Source organism: Pseudomonas putida (genome assembly GCF_028682635.1).
In the GTDB taxonomy this organism is placed as follows: domain Bacteria; phylum Pseudomonadota; class Gammaproteobacteria; order Pseudomonadales; family Pseudomonadaceae; genus Aquipseudomonas; species Aquipseudomonas putida_AE.
In genome coordinates, this window is sequence record NZ_JANHLK010000013.1 from 135,525 (window position 1) to 150,375 (window position 14,851).

The 14,851-nt window shown below is 61.2% G+C and carries 11 protein-coding genes; 3 read left to right on the forward strand and 8 right to left on the reverse strand.

Features of this window, described 5'->3' with window-relative positions; genetic code table 11:
• Positions 1–54: 54 nt before the first annotated feature.
• Genes NPS56_RS17795 through NPS56_RS17805 form a run of 3 tightly spaced genes read right to left on the reverse strand, consistent with a single transcriptional unit; the run spans position 55 to position 3,332 of the window.
• Complete coding sequence (locus NPS56_RS17795; protein WP_274075807.1) at positions 55–1,002, reverse strand: efflux RND transporter periplasmic adaptor subunit; 948 nt, start codon at positions 1,000–1,002, stop codon at positions 55–57.
• Positions 1,003–1,006: 4 nt separating this feature from the next.
• The gene (locus NPS56_RS17800; RefSeq protein ID WP_274075808.1) at positions 1,007–1,207 is read right to left on the reverse strand and encodes a DUF1656 domain-containing protein; all 201 of its coding nucleotides are present in this window, start codon (positions 1,205–1,207) and stop codon (positions 1,007–1,009) included.
• Positions 1,197–3,332 carry an FUSC family protein gene (locus tag NPS56_RS17805; RefSeq protein WP_274075809.1) on the reverse strand — a complete coding sequence of 712 codons (2,136 nt, stop codon included), beginning with the start codon at positions 3,330–3,332 and terminating at the stop codon, positions 1,197–1,199. Before NPS56_RS17805 ends, NPS56_RS17800 begins: the two co-directional genes overlap by 11 nt.
• A gap of 147 nt (positions 3,333–3,479) precedes the next feature.
• Here NPS56_RS17805 and NPS56_RS17810 point away from each other — a divergent pair, with 147 nt between their 5' ends.
• The 3 genes from NPS56_RS17810 to NPS56_RS17820 all read left to right on the forward strand — a co-directional run bounded on the left by NPS56_RS17810 (position 3,480) and on the right by NPS56_RS17820 (position 7,945).
• Complete coding sequence (locus tag NPS56_RS17810; protein WP_274075810.1) at positions 3,480–4,535, forward strand: tetratricopeptide repeat protein; 1,056 nt, start codon at positions 3,480–3,482, stop codon at positions 4,533–4,535.
• A 240-nt stretch (positions 4,536–4,775) separates the two neighbouring features.
• The gene (locus NPS56_RS17815) at positions 4,776–6,278 is read left to right on the forward strand and encodes an ATPase domain-containing protein (protein WP_274075811.1); all 1,503 of its coding nucleotides are present in this window, start codon (positions 4,776–4,778) and stop codon (positions 6,276–6,278) included.
• The gene (locus tag NPS56_RS17820; protein WP_274075812.1) at positions 6,275–7,945 is read left to right on the forward strand and encodes an ATP-binding protein; all 1,671 of its coding nucleotides are present in this window, start codon (positions 6,275–6,277) and stop codon (positions 7,943–7,945) included. Before NPS56_RS17815 ends, NPS56_RS17820 begins: the two co-directional genes overlap by 4 nt.
• A 108-nt stretch (positions 7,946–8,053) precedes the next feature.
• Here the strand turns inward: NPS56_RS17820 and NPS56_RS17825 are convergent, their stop codons facing one another.
• The 5 genes from NPS56_RS17825 to NPS56_RS17845 all read right to left on the reverse strand — a co-directional run bounded on the left by NPS56_RS17825 (position 8,054) and on the right by NPS56_RS17845 (position 14,595).
• Positions 8,054–8,431, reverse strand: coding sequence for a response regulator (locus NPS56_RS17825; RefSeq protein WP_274075813.1), 378 nt, complete (start codon positions 8,429–8,431; stop codon positions 8,054–8,056).
• A gap of 77 nt (positions 8,432–8,508) precedes the next feature.
• Positions 8,509–9,690 (reverse strand): hybrid sensor histidine kinase/response regulator, encoded by a 1,182-nt coding sequence (locus tag NPS56_RS17830; protein ID WP_274075814.1) that lies wholly within the window; start codon positions 9,688–9,690, stop codon positions 8,509–8,511.
• Positions 9,684–10,277 (reverse strand): chemotaxis protein CheB, encoded by a 594-nt coding sequence (locus tag NPS56_RS17835; protein ID WP_274075815.1) that lies wholly within the window; start codon positions 10,275–10,277, stop codon positions 9,684–9,686. The genes NPS56_RS17830 and NPS56_RS17835 overlap by 7 nt, the downstream gene beginning before the upstream one ends.
• Positions 10,274–11,107: a CheR family methyltransferase gene (locus NPS56_RS17840; protein WP_274075816.1), complete on the reverse strand. Its 834-nt coding sequence runs from the start codon at positions 11,105–11,107 to the stop codon at positions 10,274–10,276. Before NPS56_RS17840 ends, NPS56_RS17835 begins: the two co-directional genes overlap by 4 nt.
• Positions 11,107–14,595 (reverse strand): response regulator, encoded by a 3,489-nt coding sequence (locus NPS56_RS17845; protein ID WP_274075817.1) that lies wholly within the window; start codon positions 14,593–14,595, stop codon positions 11,107–11,109. Before NPS56_RS17845 ends, NPS56_RS17840 begins: the two co-directional genes overlap by 1 nt.
• Positions 14,596–14,851: the final 256 nt, after the last annotated feature.

A 14,851-nucleotide genomic window follows, 5' to 3' on the forward strand; every position in this document is an offset into this window, starting at 1 on the left:
CACCATTGAGGTGACTGAACCACCGCATTCGCTGGCAAGCCAGCTCCTACAGGGTTAGTGGTGTTCCTGGACGGTGACGGTCGCTGTTGTTCCCGCCCGTAATTTCGCTTTACCGGCATAGTCATCATCGATCCTGATCCTTACCGGGACCCGTTGCGCCAGCTTGACCCAGGTGTAGCTGGGGTTGATGTTCGCCAGCAAGCGTCCACCCGGCAGGTTTTCCCGGTCGGCGATGGCGAAGGCGATGCTTTGCACGGTGCCACCGAAACGTTCGCCGCTCATCAACTCGATGTCGACCCGATCACCCTCCTCGATGCGCGGTAGTTTGGTTTCTTCGAAGTAGCCGCTGACATAAAACGAATCGCTGTCTACCAGTGCCACCAAGGGACCGCCTGCGGTGGCGTAGTCGCCCTGGCGGGTCAGCAGGTTGGTAACGTAGCCGCTGATGGGCGATTCGACCCGGGTGCGTTCCAGGTCGTGTTCGGCTTCGGCCAATGCGGCGCTCGCCAGTTGCACATTGGCCTGGGCAAACCCCAGGTTGGCCTGGTTGCGCAGCAGATCAGCCTCGGCCACCGCCACATCGGTACTGGCTTTTTCCCACTCTTCGCCGGAGATCGCCGAACGCTCCTTGAGCGTCCGCCGGCGACGCTCCTCGCTTTGCCGCTGCCTGAGCAACGCCTGGCTGGCGACAATGGTCGCCTGCGACTGCCCCAACGAGGCCTTCGACACTTCCACCGCGCGCTTGCCGTGTTCCACCGCCAGGGCATAACGCGAGGGATCGATTTCCAGCAGCAACTGGCCCTTCTCCACATGCTGGTTATCGTGCACGGCAAGTTTGACGATGCGTCCGGCGACATCGGCGGACAGGGTCACCACATCAGCCCGCACCCGTGCGTCGCGGGTCCAGGGGGCGCGGGTGTAATGCTCCCAGGCAAACCAGCCGAGCACGAAGGCCAGTAGTACCACCGCCAGCGTGGTGAGATGGGCAAGGATCTTCTTCACGGCATCAGGCTCCCATCACCAGGATCAGCGTCGCGCACACGCAGGCGTACAACGCGCCTTCGAACAAGGCTTCATGCCAGACGAACTGCAACACACCGAGGCGCCGCAGCAGCCAGTCCAGCACCAGGAAAATCGGCAGCCCCAGCAATAGCGCCTGGGCGATCGGCGGCAGGTAGACGCCGCCTATTTCCACATCAATGGGCAAGTTCAGGTACTCCTGGCGAGGGTTCGGGCTCGAAGTGAGCACGGTGGCGTTCCAGGAACGACACCACGATCAACAGCGCCACGCGCATGCGAAACACTGACCACAGCTGTTCATGGACACTGCAGTGCAGCGCGTCCAGTTCATCGCCCAGGCCGTGCAGGCTGTCGAGCACGCGATCGACGTCGATGCCGGGCCGCCCGGCGACCAGCCGACCGGTTTCGCGCACGGTGGCGGACAGTCGATTCTGCGTCTCGGGACTCAGCAGCGCGTTGCCCTGCCCCTGCTGCCGGAGCTGGTTCAAGGCGATGCCTAACGCCATGCAACCGAGACTGACTTCGAACAGGTCCCTCGTTGGCTTGTCCTGGATGGCCGGCAGCAGGCCGAGCATCGTGGTCAGGCGGTCGACGATGCGGCTTTCGAAGGCGAACTGGTTTTTATCGGTGGGCGGGGATTTCAACAACGCGTAGACCTGCTCGCAATTCTCCTGATGCAACCGGCGCAGGCGCAGGACCGGCCGGAACGGAAAGATCAAGGCATACACACTCAATGCCAGCGCGGCGGCGCAGGTGTAGGCACCGGCAAACTCGAACCACTGGATCGCGGTGTTTTGCCCCAGACCGGTGTTTGCCGGGCCCAGCAACAGGAAAGTCGTCAACCCCAGGCCAATCCCCGTGCCCGTGGTCGGCGGGCTGGACAACCCCACCGCGACGGCATAGAGCAACGGCACCAGCAGCAGGGCCAGCAGTTCGAAACTGCTGATCATCGGCACCAGCGCGAACTGCAGCACCGACGACACCACCAGCGCCAGGCCCAGCCCCCGGGCATAGCTCTGCACAGCCAGCAACGGCCGGGGAAACGTCGCCATCAGCGAGCACAGGATCCCCGTCACCACCATCCCGCCCCGCGCCCCGTCCCAACCGGTTTCGATCCAGATCAGGCCGGCGACCATCAGGGCGCACCATGCGCGGATGGCATTCATCGTCGCCAGGGTGAAATCCAGGTGCAGCGGATTGGCCTGGCCGCGAAACACACTGCTGGCCTTGCGTCCGCTCTGGATCACGTCGCTCAGTTCCAGAATCGTTTCCAGCTGCTCGAGCATCCGCGCTTGTTCCCAACGCAATGACCAGGACAGTGAGCGCAAGGTCGCCTTCAAAGGCTCGGTCAGTTGCTCGGACCGGTAGGCCAGCGCATCGAAACGCTGCTGCAACCCTGCAAACTGGCGCCGCTGCTCAGCCGGCAGCGCACGTCCCTGGCGGGCCAGTTCATCGAGGAACACCAGTTCTTCGCCGAGCAAATGCTGTATTTCGCTCGGGATCTCGCCTTCCCAGCGCTCCAGCAGCAACTCGCGCTGGTGGCGCAAGGCGGTGAGTCGGGCGGTCAGCAGCAACAGTTGGTTGCCGAGCAATTGCACCAGGTCGTCGGCGCTGCGCAGTCGCGGCGCGTCGTAATACAGATGCCGGCGTACCCCCTCCAGCGCACTGATCTGCCCCAGCAGCTGCATTTGCCGACGGTGAAAGTCTGCCTCGCTTTCCTCGGTGCGGATGACGGCACTGGCATGGGTTGCCAGCAGCTTGATGACCTGATCGATCCTGTCGAAATACTCCTTGGCCACCGCCTCCGGGCGCGCGGTCAGCAGGCTGACGACGCAGACGCAGGCCACCGCCAGCAGCGTCTCGGTCACGCGGGTAACGGCGAGCATGAAGGTGCCGTCCTGGTCGGGGACCGCCAGCAGGCCCACGACCACCGCCGTGTAGCCGCTGAGGACAAAAGCCTGGGAGCTGGTGTAGCGCAACAAGGTGCCACCGGCGGTGCACAGCGCCAGCCACAGGGACAAGGTGATGAGGAAAGGCAGCGGCGCCTGGGGGAAGATCGCCATGATCACCACGGCCACCGCCGCCCCCAGGGTGGTGCCGATGACCTGGCCGAAACTGCGCGCCAGCACCATGCCGGCCAAGGGTTGGCTGATGATGACCACGGCCATGATCGACCACTTGGGCTGCTCGAGATCGAATACGAACGCCAGGTACAGGGTCAACAGCCCGGCCGCGATGGTGCGCAGGGCGAACAGCAGCACGCCGCGCCCGGGGTTGAGCATTGCCTTGAAGTATAACAACAGCGCTTGCATGGGCACGCCTGTCCAGTCCAATCCAGCAAGCGTAGTCACTGCGGCGCAGTCTCGACAGGTTTGAGTATCGCAGTCAGGGTTTGACTCCAGGCCGTGCCTGACCGAAGCTGACAGCTTTGCCCAAGCCTGCCAGCTTCCGGATTTTGCATGCCCCAGTCCCGCCGCTATCTGCTCATCAGCCTCTGTGTCCTGTTTGCCGTCGGCCTTGCCTGGATGTTCCTGCGCAGCAGCGCCCCGGTGGTGCCCGAAGCGATCAAGCGCGGCTACAGCGAAGCGCTGACGGCGGCCCGCAATGGCCAACCGGGGGCCGCGCGGGTGCTCTACCAGCAATTGGCCCGCCCGGACATTTCGCCCAAGCGGCGCGTCTGGCTGCATGCCGAACTGCCCAACTACCCCAGTTCCGTGGCGCTGAAACTGGCGGATGCAGACTTGCAGAATGAGGCGCCGCAGGTCCGTGTCGCGGCGATCAGGAGCATCAGCGGGCTGGTGCCCAGCGGTCAACGCAGCCTGTTGCTGGGGCCGTTGCTCGATGACGGCGAGCAGAGCGTGCGCTTCGCCGCCGTCAATGCGCTGCTGGGCTTGTCGCCCGATGATCTTGGCCTGTATTTTGGCCCGCTGGAGCAGGCCATCGATGCCTGGCAACAGGTACTGAAAAGCGCCCCGGAAAGCGCCGACAACCAATATCAGCTGGCCCGGTTGTACCTGCACAATGCCGAATTCAAGGAGGCCCAGCAGGCCCTTGAGCATACCTTGCGCCTTGCGCCAGACAACCTGCCGGCACTGGTGATGCAGATCGAGGTCCTGGACAAACTGGGCCAGGTCGACGCCGCCCGCCAACTGTTGGCCAAACAACTCAAGGCCCAACCCGATTCGGCCTATCTGCAACATGCGCTGGGGATGTGGTTGCTGCATCACGGCCAAAACGAGTTCGCCCTGCTGGGTTTGTCCAAGGCGGTGGAGCTGGAGCCGAACAACAGGGATTACCGCTACGACCTGGCCACGATGCTGCATGACGAACAGGAGCTGGAAGCGGCGCAGAAACAGCTGCAGGAAATCGTTCAGCGGCATCCGAACGATCGTCGGGCACGGGTGCTGCTGATCAATTACTGGAAGGAAAGCGGGCAGTTGCAGAACGTGCAGATATTGTTGGCGCAGCTGGAACAGATGAATCCGGATGATCCGGCGTTGCAGCAAGGGCTCTAGAAGATCCAATACACAACGCCATGCCATGTTTCTGCGCGCTTCTGTAGGAGCCCGGCTTGCCGGCGAAGGCGTCCTTGAGATCGCCTTCGCCGGCAAGCCGGCTCCTACAATGGTTGCGAACACCCAACGCCTTCTCCTTACAAAAAGTTGAACGCTCATTGCCGCCAAAGGTCAAGTGAACAGGTAGCCGACTATGCTTTACGTGCTGCCTCGCTTCCCCTAGTCATGAGAGGGCATTTTTTGTCTACATCCAACGAGTTGATCAGCGTAAAAGCCGCCACAGGGATTGATGGTCTCGATGACATCCTCAATGGCGGACTGTCCCGCGGCCACGTGTTTTTGCTTGAGGGAGAACCCGGTACCGGCAAGACCACGGTCGCCCTGCACTTTTTGTTGGCCGGCGCCAAAGCCGGCGAACGCTCGTTGTACATCACCCTGTCGGAAACCGAACGCGAATTGCGCCAGGGTGCGCGCTCCCATGGCTGGGAGCTGGACGACAATGTCCATATCTTCGAACTGACGCCCCCCGAAAGCCTGCTGACGGCCGAGCACCAGCAATCGCTGCTGTATTCATCGGACCTGGAGCTGGGTGAGGCCACCAAACAGATTTTTGAAGTGGTCGAACGCGTCAGGCCAACCCGCGTGGTGCTCGACAGCCTCTCCGAGATTCGCCTGCTGGCGCAAAGCTCGCTGCGTTACCGCCGGCAGATCCTCGCCATCAAGCACTACTTCGTGCGCTACGAGGCCACGGTGCTGCTGCTCGACGACCTGACCACCGAATCCCTGGACAAGACCGTGCACAGCGTCGCCCACGGGGTGGTTCGCCTGGAGGAGCTGACGCCCAACTATGGCGCCGAGCGCCGCCGGGTTCGCGTGGTGAAGTACCGTGGCCAGAAATACCGCGGCGGTTATCACGACTTCACCATCATGGGCGATGGCGTCCACGTGTTCCCCCGCCTGGTGGCCGCCGAGCACCGGGGCGATTACCTGCGCCAACAATTGACCAGCGGCATCCGCGAAATGGATGCGCTGCTTGGCGGCGGTATCGAGACCGGCTCAAGCACGCTGATCCTCGGCCCGGCCGGCACTGGCAAGTCGTTGATCTCGATGATTTTTGCCGCCGCTGCCGTCTCCCGAGGCGAGAAAGCGGCCCTGTTCATCTTCGATGAAGAACTGGGCCTGCTGTTCGCACGCATGAAGAACATCGGCATCGACTTGAAAGTCTTACAAGACACCGGCAATTTGCTGATCGAGCAAGTGGATGCTGCCGAACTCTCTCCTGGCGAGTTTTCCCACCGGGTGCGGCGCTGCGTCGACGAGGGCGACATCAAGACCGTGGTGATCGACAGCATCAACGGCTATCAAGCGGCGATGCCCGAAGAAAACGCCCTGGTGCTGCACATGCACGAGCTGCTGCTGTACCTCAATCGCAAAGGCGCGGCGACTTTCATGACGGTCGCCCAGCATGGCCTGGTCGGTGACATGCAGGCCCCGGTGGACATCACTTACCTCGCCGACACGGTCATCCTGTTGCGCTATTTCGAAGCCCTGGGCAAGGTACGGCGAGCCATTTCGATCATCAAGAAACGCACCGGCAGCCATGAATCGACCATCCGCGAATACAAGATCAATGGCAACGGCATGACCATCGGCGAGCCGCTGGAAACCTTCCAGGGCGTGTTGCGCGGTGTGCCAACCTACCTGGGCGCGAGCAATCCCCTGCTCGGGGATGAAAGCCCGTGATCGTCCATGAAGCGACGTCCGAGCGAGCGATCATTCTTGCACCGCTCGGGCGCGACAGTCAGATCGCCATGATGCTGCTCAACGAGGCAGGCTTCGCCGGAGTCGTCAGCAACGACCTGCCGGGGCTTTGCCAGGAACTGGAGCAAGGCGCCGGCTTGTTGCTCATGTCCAGCGAAGCCTTGCTGCACAGCGACCTTGAGCCGCTGCTCGGGCTGATCGAGCAACAACCGGCCTGGTCCGATTTGCCGATCGTGCTGCTGACCCACCACGGTGGCCCGGAACAAAATCCGGCGTCACGCTTTGGCCCCCTCCTGGGCAATGTCACGTACCTGGAACGGCCCTTCCACCCGGAAACCTTGATCAGCATGGTCGCCGCCGCCCTGCGCGGACGCCGACGACAATATGAAGCCAGGGATCGGCTGGTGGACCTGAGCCAAAGCGAGCTGCGCCTGCAAAACACCCTCGAGACCCTGGAGCAGCAGGTCGAAGAGCGCACCGCACAACTGCGCCACAACGAGGAAGTGTTGCGTCAGTCGCAAAAAATGGAAGCGGTCGGCCAACTCACCGGTGGCATCGCCCATGACTTCAACAACATGCTGACCGGCATCATCGGCAGCCTGGAACTGTTGCGCCGACGCCTGGCCCGGGGGCGCACCGAGGATCTCGACAGCCTGATCGACCTCGGCGTGACTTCGGCCAACCGCGCCGCGAGCCTGACCCACCGGCTGTTGGCGTTTTCCCGGCGCCAGTCGCTCGATTCCAAGCCCGTGCAGATGAACACCCTGGTGGTGTCCATGGGCGAACTGTTGCAGCGCAGCATCAACGAAAGCATTCACCTGGACATGCAGTTGGACGAGCAGCTGTGGGTCGCCGAAGCCGACCCCAATCAACTGGAAAGCGCCCTGCTCAACCTGGTCATCAATGCCCGCGACGCCATGCCCAATGGCGGAAAACTGCTGGTGCAGACCTCCAACCGCCACCTGGACGCCGAATTCACCCAGCCCCACGGCAACCTCAAGCCCGGCGACTACGTGGTACTGAGCGTCACCGACAATGGCTGCGGCATGCCGCAAAGTACGATCAATCGAGCCTTCGACCCGTTCTTTACCACCAAGCCCATCGGCCAGGGCACCGGCCTCGGGTTGTCGATGATCTATGGCTTCAGCAAACAATCGGGCGGGCATGTCGCCATTCATAGCGAAGTCGGCACAGGCACCACGGTTAACCTGTATCTGCCGCGTTTTGGCGGAGACCTGCCCGAGGACCAGCCGATCGACACGGAACATCCTCCCTACGCGCAAAACGGCGAGACCGTGCTGATCGTCGAGGACGATCCGGCGGTGCGGCAATTGGTCAGCAACGTGCTGGGCGACTTGGGCTATGCCTTCGTCGAGGCCTGTGATGCCGACACGGCAATGCCGATCCTCGACTCGACCCAGCGCATCGACCTGTTGATCAGCGACGTCGGCCTGCCCGGCATGAACGGCCGGCAACTGGCGGAAATCGGCCGGCAGCTGCGGCCGGACCTGAGGGTCCTGTTCATCACCGGGTATGCCGAGCACGCGGCGGTGCGCGGCGGGTTCCTCGATCCGGGCATGCAGATGATCACCAAGCCATTCACCTTCGACCTGTTGACGGCCAAGGTGCAGGAGATGATTCGCGCCTGATCCCGTTCAGAACACACCACTCCCTGTGTAGGAGCTGCCGCAGGCTGCGATCTTTTGATCTTGATCTATAAAAAAGCAAGGTCAAAAGATCGCAGCCTTCGGCAGCTCCTACGACAGCATTTCCTGCATCATTTCCTGCAATCGGTCGAGATCGAAGGGCTTCTCCAGAATCGGTGCCTTGCGCGTGATCGGGCTGTCCGTCTCGCGGATTTCCTGGGCGTAGCCGCTGATGAAAATCACCTTGAGCTCGGGCCGCAGCTTCACCGCGGGTTCGGCGATCTGCACGCCGGAGATTCCGCCCGGCAGGCGGAAGTCGGTGATCATCATGTCCAGGTGCGGCTTGCTGGCGAGGATCTCAAAGGCCTGCTCGCCGTTCTCGGCCTGCAGGACCCGGTAGCCCTCCCCCGACAGGTAGGCCGAGAGCACCATCAGGATAGAGGGATCGTCCTCGACGACGAGGACTACATCTTGTGCATCTTCACTCATGGGAAGCCTTTGTTCGGTCAATAGCTGCTGATACGACCGTGGGGTCGATCAGAGGTTGCGTTTATCTGGCTGTTTTCCTACAGCGGCAGACAAACGCGAAACAGGGCGCCTTCGCCAATCCGGCTTTCGACGGTAATGGTGCCGCCATGGGCGGCAACTATCTGTTCGGAAATAAACAACCCCAGGCCCAGCCCGGCGGCAACATGGTTGGCCGAGACGCGCTCGAATTGCTGGAAAATTCGCTGTTGGTTCTCTTCACTGATGCCGATTCCGCTATCACGGACTTCGACCCGTGCCTCACCGTTCTCACTGTACACCTTAAGGCTGATCGGGCTCTTGGCGCCATAACGCAAGGCGTTGGTCAGCAGGTTGGAAATCACCTGTTCAATGCGAAATTCATCCCAATCGCCCATCACCGGTTGCTCGGCGTCAAGACTGACCGACGCCTCGGCGGCCTCGATCTGCGGGGCGAAATTCTGTACCAAACCCCGAGCCAGCGCCGCCAGGTCGAAGTGTGTGGGGCGGATCGACAACTTGCCGGTGCGGATGCGTGACACATCCAGCATGTCTTCGATCAGGCGGATCAGGCTCTTGATTTGCCGTTCGTCGCGATCGACCATGGCGTGCATCTTGTCGAGGGTAAACGCCGCGGCGTTGTCCCGGGCCAGGTGCATCTTGCGCAACTGGGTTTCGAGAATCAGGCCATTGAGCGGCGTGCGCACCTCATGGGCAACGATGGACATGAAATCATCGCGCATGCGCACCGCCTGCTCCAGCTCCAGCTGGGTACTCTGCAACTGCTGGAGCAGCGCTTCCTGCTCGCGGCGGCTGCGCTCAAGCGCTTCGACCTGTTGTTTCATGGCCTTGCTCTGGCGGTAAAGGTCGACGAAGACGTTGACCTTGCTCTTGACCGCCTGGATATCCAGGGGTTTGTGCAGGAAGTCGACGGCGCCGCTTTCGTAGCCCTTGAACGCGTAGTTCAGTTCGCGACCGGCGGCGCTGACGAACACGATCGGGATGTTTCGGGTCTTTTCCGTACCGCGCATCAACTCGGCCAGCTCGAAGCCATTCATGCCGGGCATCTGCACGTCGAGGATGGCCATCGCGAATTCGTGTTGCAACAGCAGCGACAAGGCCTCATCGGCAGACAGCGCCTTGTAGACCAGACGGTCTTCACGGGCGATCAGCGCTTCGAGCGCCAGCAGATTTTCCGGCAGATCGTCGACGATCAGCAGTTTGGCCTGAATATTACTTAGCATGCGATTCTTTCCAGCTCGACAAGCAAACGGCCGATGCCGCGTAGGGTGAGTATGTGGTCGGGTTGCAGGATATCCAGCGCCGCCTGGGGCATGGTCGCGACCTGGGCGTCCTCCGGGTCCTGGACGATGGTCAGCCCGCCACGCTGCTTGACCTGGGACAAGCCTCGCGCGCCATCCTGGTTGGCGCCGGTCAGCAACACCGCGGCCAGGGTCGGACCGTAGGCATCGGCGGACGATTCGAACAGATAATCGATGGCTGGCCGCGAATAATGCACTCGGTCCTCCAGGCTCAAGGAAAAACTGCGGTCCCGTTCAACCGACAAGTGATACCCGGGCGTGGCGAAATACAGGGTCCCGGCTTCGACCGGGGTCTTGTCCCGGGCTTCCAGGACCGGCAGCGACACACGCCGGGCGAAAACTTCCGCCAAATGGCTGCGGCGCTCGTCCGGCAGGTGCAGGACCACGATGATCGGCAATGCGAACCCCTCACGCAGGGGTCCGAGGATGTTCAGCAGCGCCTCTACCCCGCCGGCCGACGCACCGATCACAATCGCTTCAATGGAAGGTAAGCCCGTTGCGCTGTTCATGTTTTGCGATAGATCCGTTCTTGTTTGACCAACGGCTCGAACTGGTTGCCGAAGGCCGAAAAATCCGGGGTTTCCTTGCTGCCCAGCACCAGGAAACCACGGTGGCAAAGCGACTCATGAAACAACCCGAAAGCGCGATCCTGTAGTTTTTTATTGAAGTAAATCAATACATTGCGACATGAAATTAATTGAGTTTCTGAAAACACACTGTCCGTCGCCAGGCTGTGATCGGCGAAGGTGACGTTTTCGCACAACGATTTGTCGAAAATCGCGTACCCATAGGCCGCCGTGTAGTAGTCGGCGAAGGAGCACTGGCCCCCGGCCTGCTGGTAGTTGGAAGTGTAGGCGCGGACATTTTCCATGGAGAAAATCCCCTGCTTGGCTTTTTCCAGCGAGCGCGGATTGATGTCGGTGGCGTAGATGATGGTGCGTTCGAGCAGGCCTTCTTCGCGCAGCAGGATGGCCATCGAATAGACTTCTTCACCGGTGCTGCACCCGGCGATCCAGATCTTGATCGACGGGTAAGTCTTGAGCAACGGCACCACCTCGCGGCGGATGGCGAGGAAGTGCGACGGGTCGCGAAACATTTCACTGACCGGGATCGTCAGCAGTTGCAGCAGCTGCATGAACGCCGTCGGGTCGTGCAGGACTTTTTCCTGCAACGCCGAGATGGTGTTGCACTCGAACTGGCTCAATGCATGCGCCACCCGACGCTTGATCGATGCGCCGGAGTAATCGCGAAAATCGTAGCTGTACTTGAGGTAGATCGCCTCGATCAACAAGCGCAGTTCGATTTCGCTGCTGCGCTCCCCTGAATAATCACGCTCCACTAAATGCGTTCCATCTTCGGTAACCACACACGAATCAGCGAAAACAGGCGATCGAGGTCGATGGGCTTGGCCAGGTAATCGTTGGCGCCGGCCTGCAGGCAGCGCTCCTGATCGTCCTTCATGGCCTTGGCCGTCACCGCGATGATCGGCAGCTTGCGCCAGCGCGGCTCTTTGCGGATCAAGGTGGTGGCTTCGAAACCATCCATTTCCGGCATCATCACGTCCATCAACACCAGATCGATGTCTTCGAATTCATTCAATCGCTCGATCGCTTCACGGCCGTTTCGGCCGATCACCACGACGGCGCCCTTTTGCTCCAGCGCACTGGTGAGGGCAAAGATGTTGCGAACATCGTCGTCCACCAGCAGCACCTTGCGCCCCTCGAACACCTTGTCGCGACTGCGGGCGGTCTTGAGCATCTTCTGCCGGTCATGGGACAACCGTGATTCGACTTTGTGCAGAAAAAGTGTCACTTCGTCCAGCAGGCGCTCGGGGGAACGCGCGCCCTTGATGATGATCGAGCGCGAATACTTGCGCAGTTCGGCCTCTTCGTCCCGGGTCAGGTTGCGCCCGGTATAGACAATCACCGGCGGGAACGAGCAGATGTCCTCGGTGGACATGCGCTTGAGCAGATCGTTGCCGAGCATGTCCGGCAGCTTGAGGTCGATGATCATGCAATCGAACACGGTGGTGCGCAGCAGTGCCAGGGCATCCTGCGCCAGGCCAACGGCGGTGATCTCTATGTCTTCATCGCCGATCAGCCGGGAGATGCTGTCGCGTTGCAGATCGTCGTCCTCGACCAGCAGCACGCGCTTGACCTTCTGGGTCAGCTTGGCTTCCAGGCGCCCAAACACCTCCTTGAGTTCTTCGCGGGTGGTCGGCTTGACCGCATAACCGATGGCCCCCATGTGCATCGCGGCTTCGACCCGGTCTTCGACGGAAATCACATGCACCGGAATATGCCGGGTCTCGGCGTGCTCCTTGAGGCGTTGCAACACGGTCAGCCCGGAATGGTCCGGCAGGCGCATGTCCAGCAGGATGGCATCCGGAACGAATTGCCGGGCCAGGTCGTAGCCTTCGTCAGCGCCGTGGGCCACCAGGCACTGGTAACCCAGTTCATGGGCGAGGTCATAGAGGATGTTGGCAAAATTCGGCTCGTCCTCCACCACCAGGATACAGCGCACGTCGAAAGGTGCCTTGAGACGGTCATCGTTGAAACGCGCGATCTCCTGGACCGGTGCCTGCGCTATCGCGACGGGCGCAACCCGGGTGCTCGTGTGGGTCGGCGAGGCACGCATCGGCTCGACGGGCTCCTCGCCCGGTTCGACATATTGCAGCGGCAGGATCAGGCTGAACGCGCTGCCCTGCCCCGGCGTGCTGGTGACGTTGATCGAGCCGCCGAGCAGCGCGGCCAGGTCGCGGGAAATCGACAGGCCCAGGCCTGTCCCGCCATAACGACGATTGGTGGTGCCGTCGGCCTGGCGAAAGGCTTCGAAAATGATTTCCTGTTGATCGTCGGCAATGCCGATCCCCGAATCGCTGACAATAAAGGCTATGCCGTTGTTCGGCGCCGCGCTCACGGTCAGGCTGACTCGGCCTCGCTCAGTGAACTTCACGGCGTTTGAGAGCAGATTCTTGATCACCTGCTCCACGCGCTGGCGGTCGGTATACATCATCAATGGCGCGCCGTCCTGCAACTCGACCGCAAACTCCAGTTGCTTGTCCGCCGCCAGGGGCTGGAACATGCCGCGCAAGCCGTCCACCAGGCGCGCAACGCTGGTGTTTTCCGGGCGTATCTCCAGTTTGCCGGCTTCGACCTTGGAAATATCGAGAATGTCGTTGATCAGGTTAAGCAAGTCGTTGCCGGCGGAGTAGATCGACTCGGCGAACTTGACCTGTTCGGCACTGAGGTTTTCCTGCGGGTTTTCCGCCAGCAACTTGGCCAGGATCAGCGAGCTGTTCAACGGCGTGCGCAGCTCGTGGGACATGTTGGCAAGGAATTCGGACTTGTACTTGCTCGAACGCTGCAATTCTTCGGCACGCTCTTCGAGCTGGGTCTGGGCCTGATTGAGCTCGGTATTCTTCAGGTCCATGGCGTCGCGTTGGTCGGCCAGCACCTGCGCCTGTTCGGCGAGCTGTTCGTTGGTCTGTTCCAGCTCGACCTGCTGGGTTTCCAGATGGGCCTGGGATTCCTTGAGAATCCTTGACTGCTCTTCAAGCTCTTCGTTGGCGGTCTTGAGTTCTTCCTGCTGCACCTGCAGTTCTTCGTTGAGCTGCTGGGTTTCGGCCAACACCTCCTGCAAGCGCTGGCGATAACGCGCGGCCTCGATTGAGGTGCCGATATTGCCGGCGATGAGCTCCAGCAGATCGATGTCCCGCTCGGTCAGCGGGCGCAGGAAGCCCAATTCGATCACGCCGTTGATCCGGTCGTCGTCGCTGGTCGGCACCACCAGCACGCTGCGCGGCAAGCCTTCGCCGAGACCGGAACTGACCTTGAAATAGTCGCTGGGCACATCGTCCAGGCGAATCAGGCGGCCCTGTTGCGCCACCTGGCCGACAATGCCTTCGTCGCTGTAGATCTGCTGCTCACGCTCCTGCTGCTCACGGGAAAACCCATAGGACGCCACGCGGCGCAGACCGCCGTGTTCTTCGCGTACATAAATGGCCGCCACGGCAGTGCCCAGGTACTGCGCGCAGAACTGCAGGATGTTGCGCCCCAGCAGGTTCAGCGACAGTTGCCCCAGCACTTGTTCGGCCAGTTGGGTCTGGCCGTTGCGCAGCCAGGCCTGTTGCTCCAGCCGGTGGGCACTGGCCTGTTGCGCCGCCAGGGTCGCCGCGAAGCTTTGCGACAGATTGACCAGATCGCGACGACCGATGTACGCCAGCAATGCGCTGATAGCGGCAATGAACAACAGATAAAGGGTGATGCTCCAGATCGTGGTACGACGCACTTCCTCGTTGCGCGTGGCGCGCAACTGCTGCTCCATGTCGATCACGTCTTCGTACTGCTTGCGGATCTCATCGGTCAGGCGCTTGCCTTTCCCGGTCCTGACCGCCCCGCGGTAGTCACCGTTGGCGCGCTGCAGTTCGATCATCGATTGCGCGTAACCGGCCCACTCCTGCTGCAAGGACTCCAGCCTGTGCAAGCGGTCAGTCTGGACCGGGTTGTCGGCGGTCAGCTCGAGCAGGGTCTTGAGCACGACCTCGATGCGCGGCTTGGCCGTTTCATAGGGTTCAAGGAACTTGTCATCGCTGGTGAGCAGGAAACCGCGCATGCCGGTTTCCAGATCGACCGTCAGCTTGACCGCCTCATTGGCGTTATTGATCACCCGGTCCGTGTGTTCGACCCACTGGATGGTCGACAGCAGATAGGTGATCAGCGACACGAAGAAAACCGCACTGATGGCGCCGACGCCCAGCGGCAGGCTGATGTTGCGACTCAGGAGCTTACGGAATCGCTGCTCATCAACCGAAGACTCAGAGGTCATAGTTAAGCCTTGTTGAACCGATGAAAACCAAGGAGTTTGCCCCAAAACTGACGTAATGATCGAATTTTCTCACAGCGATGGGCGCAAAATCCCACATTCCACTGCTGCCGCGCCTGCACAGCGGTTATCCTTTGCCCAGGCGTATGCCGCCATTCTTTTTATAGCGCATGGGGAACTTGTCGGGATCCGTCACTTACTCATGCAAGAGAGCCGGCGATTTTGATCGGCCGAAAACCTAACCACCCTTTCGAGAGCG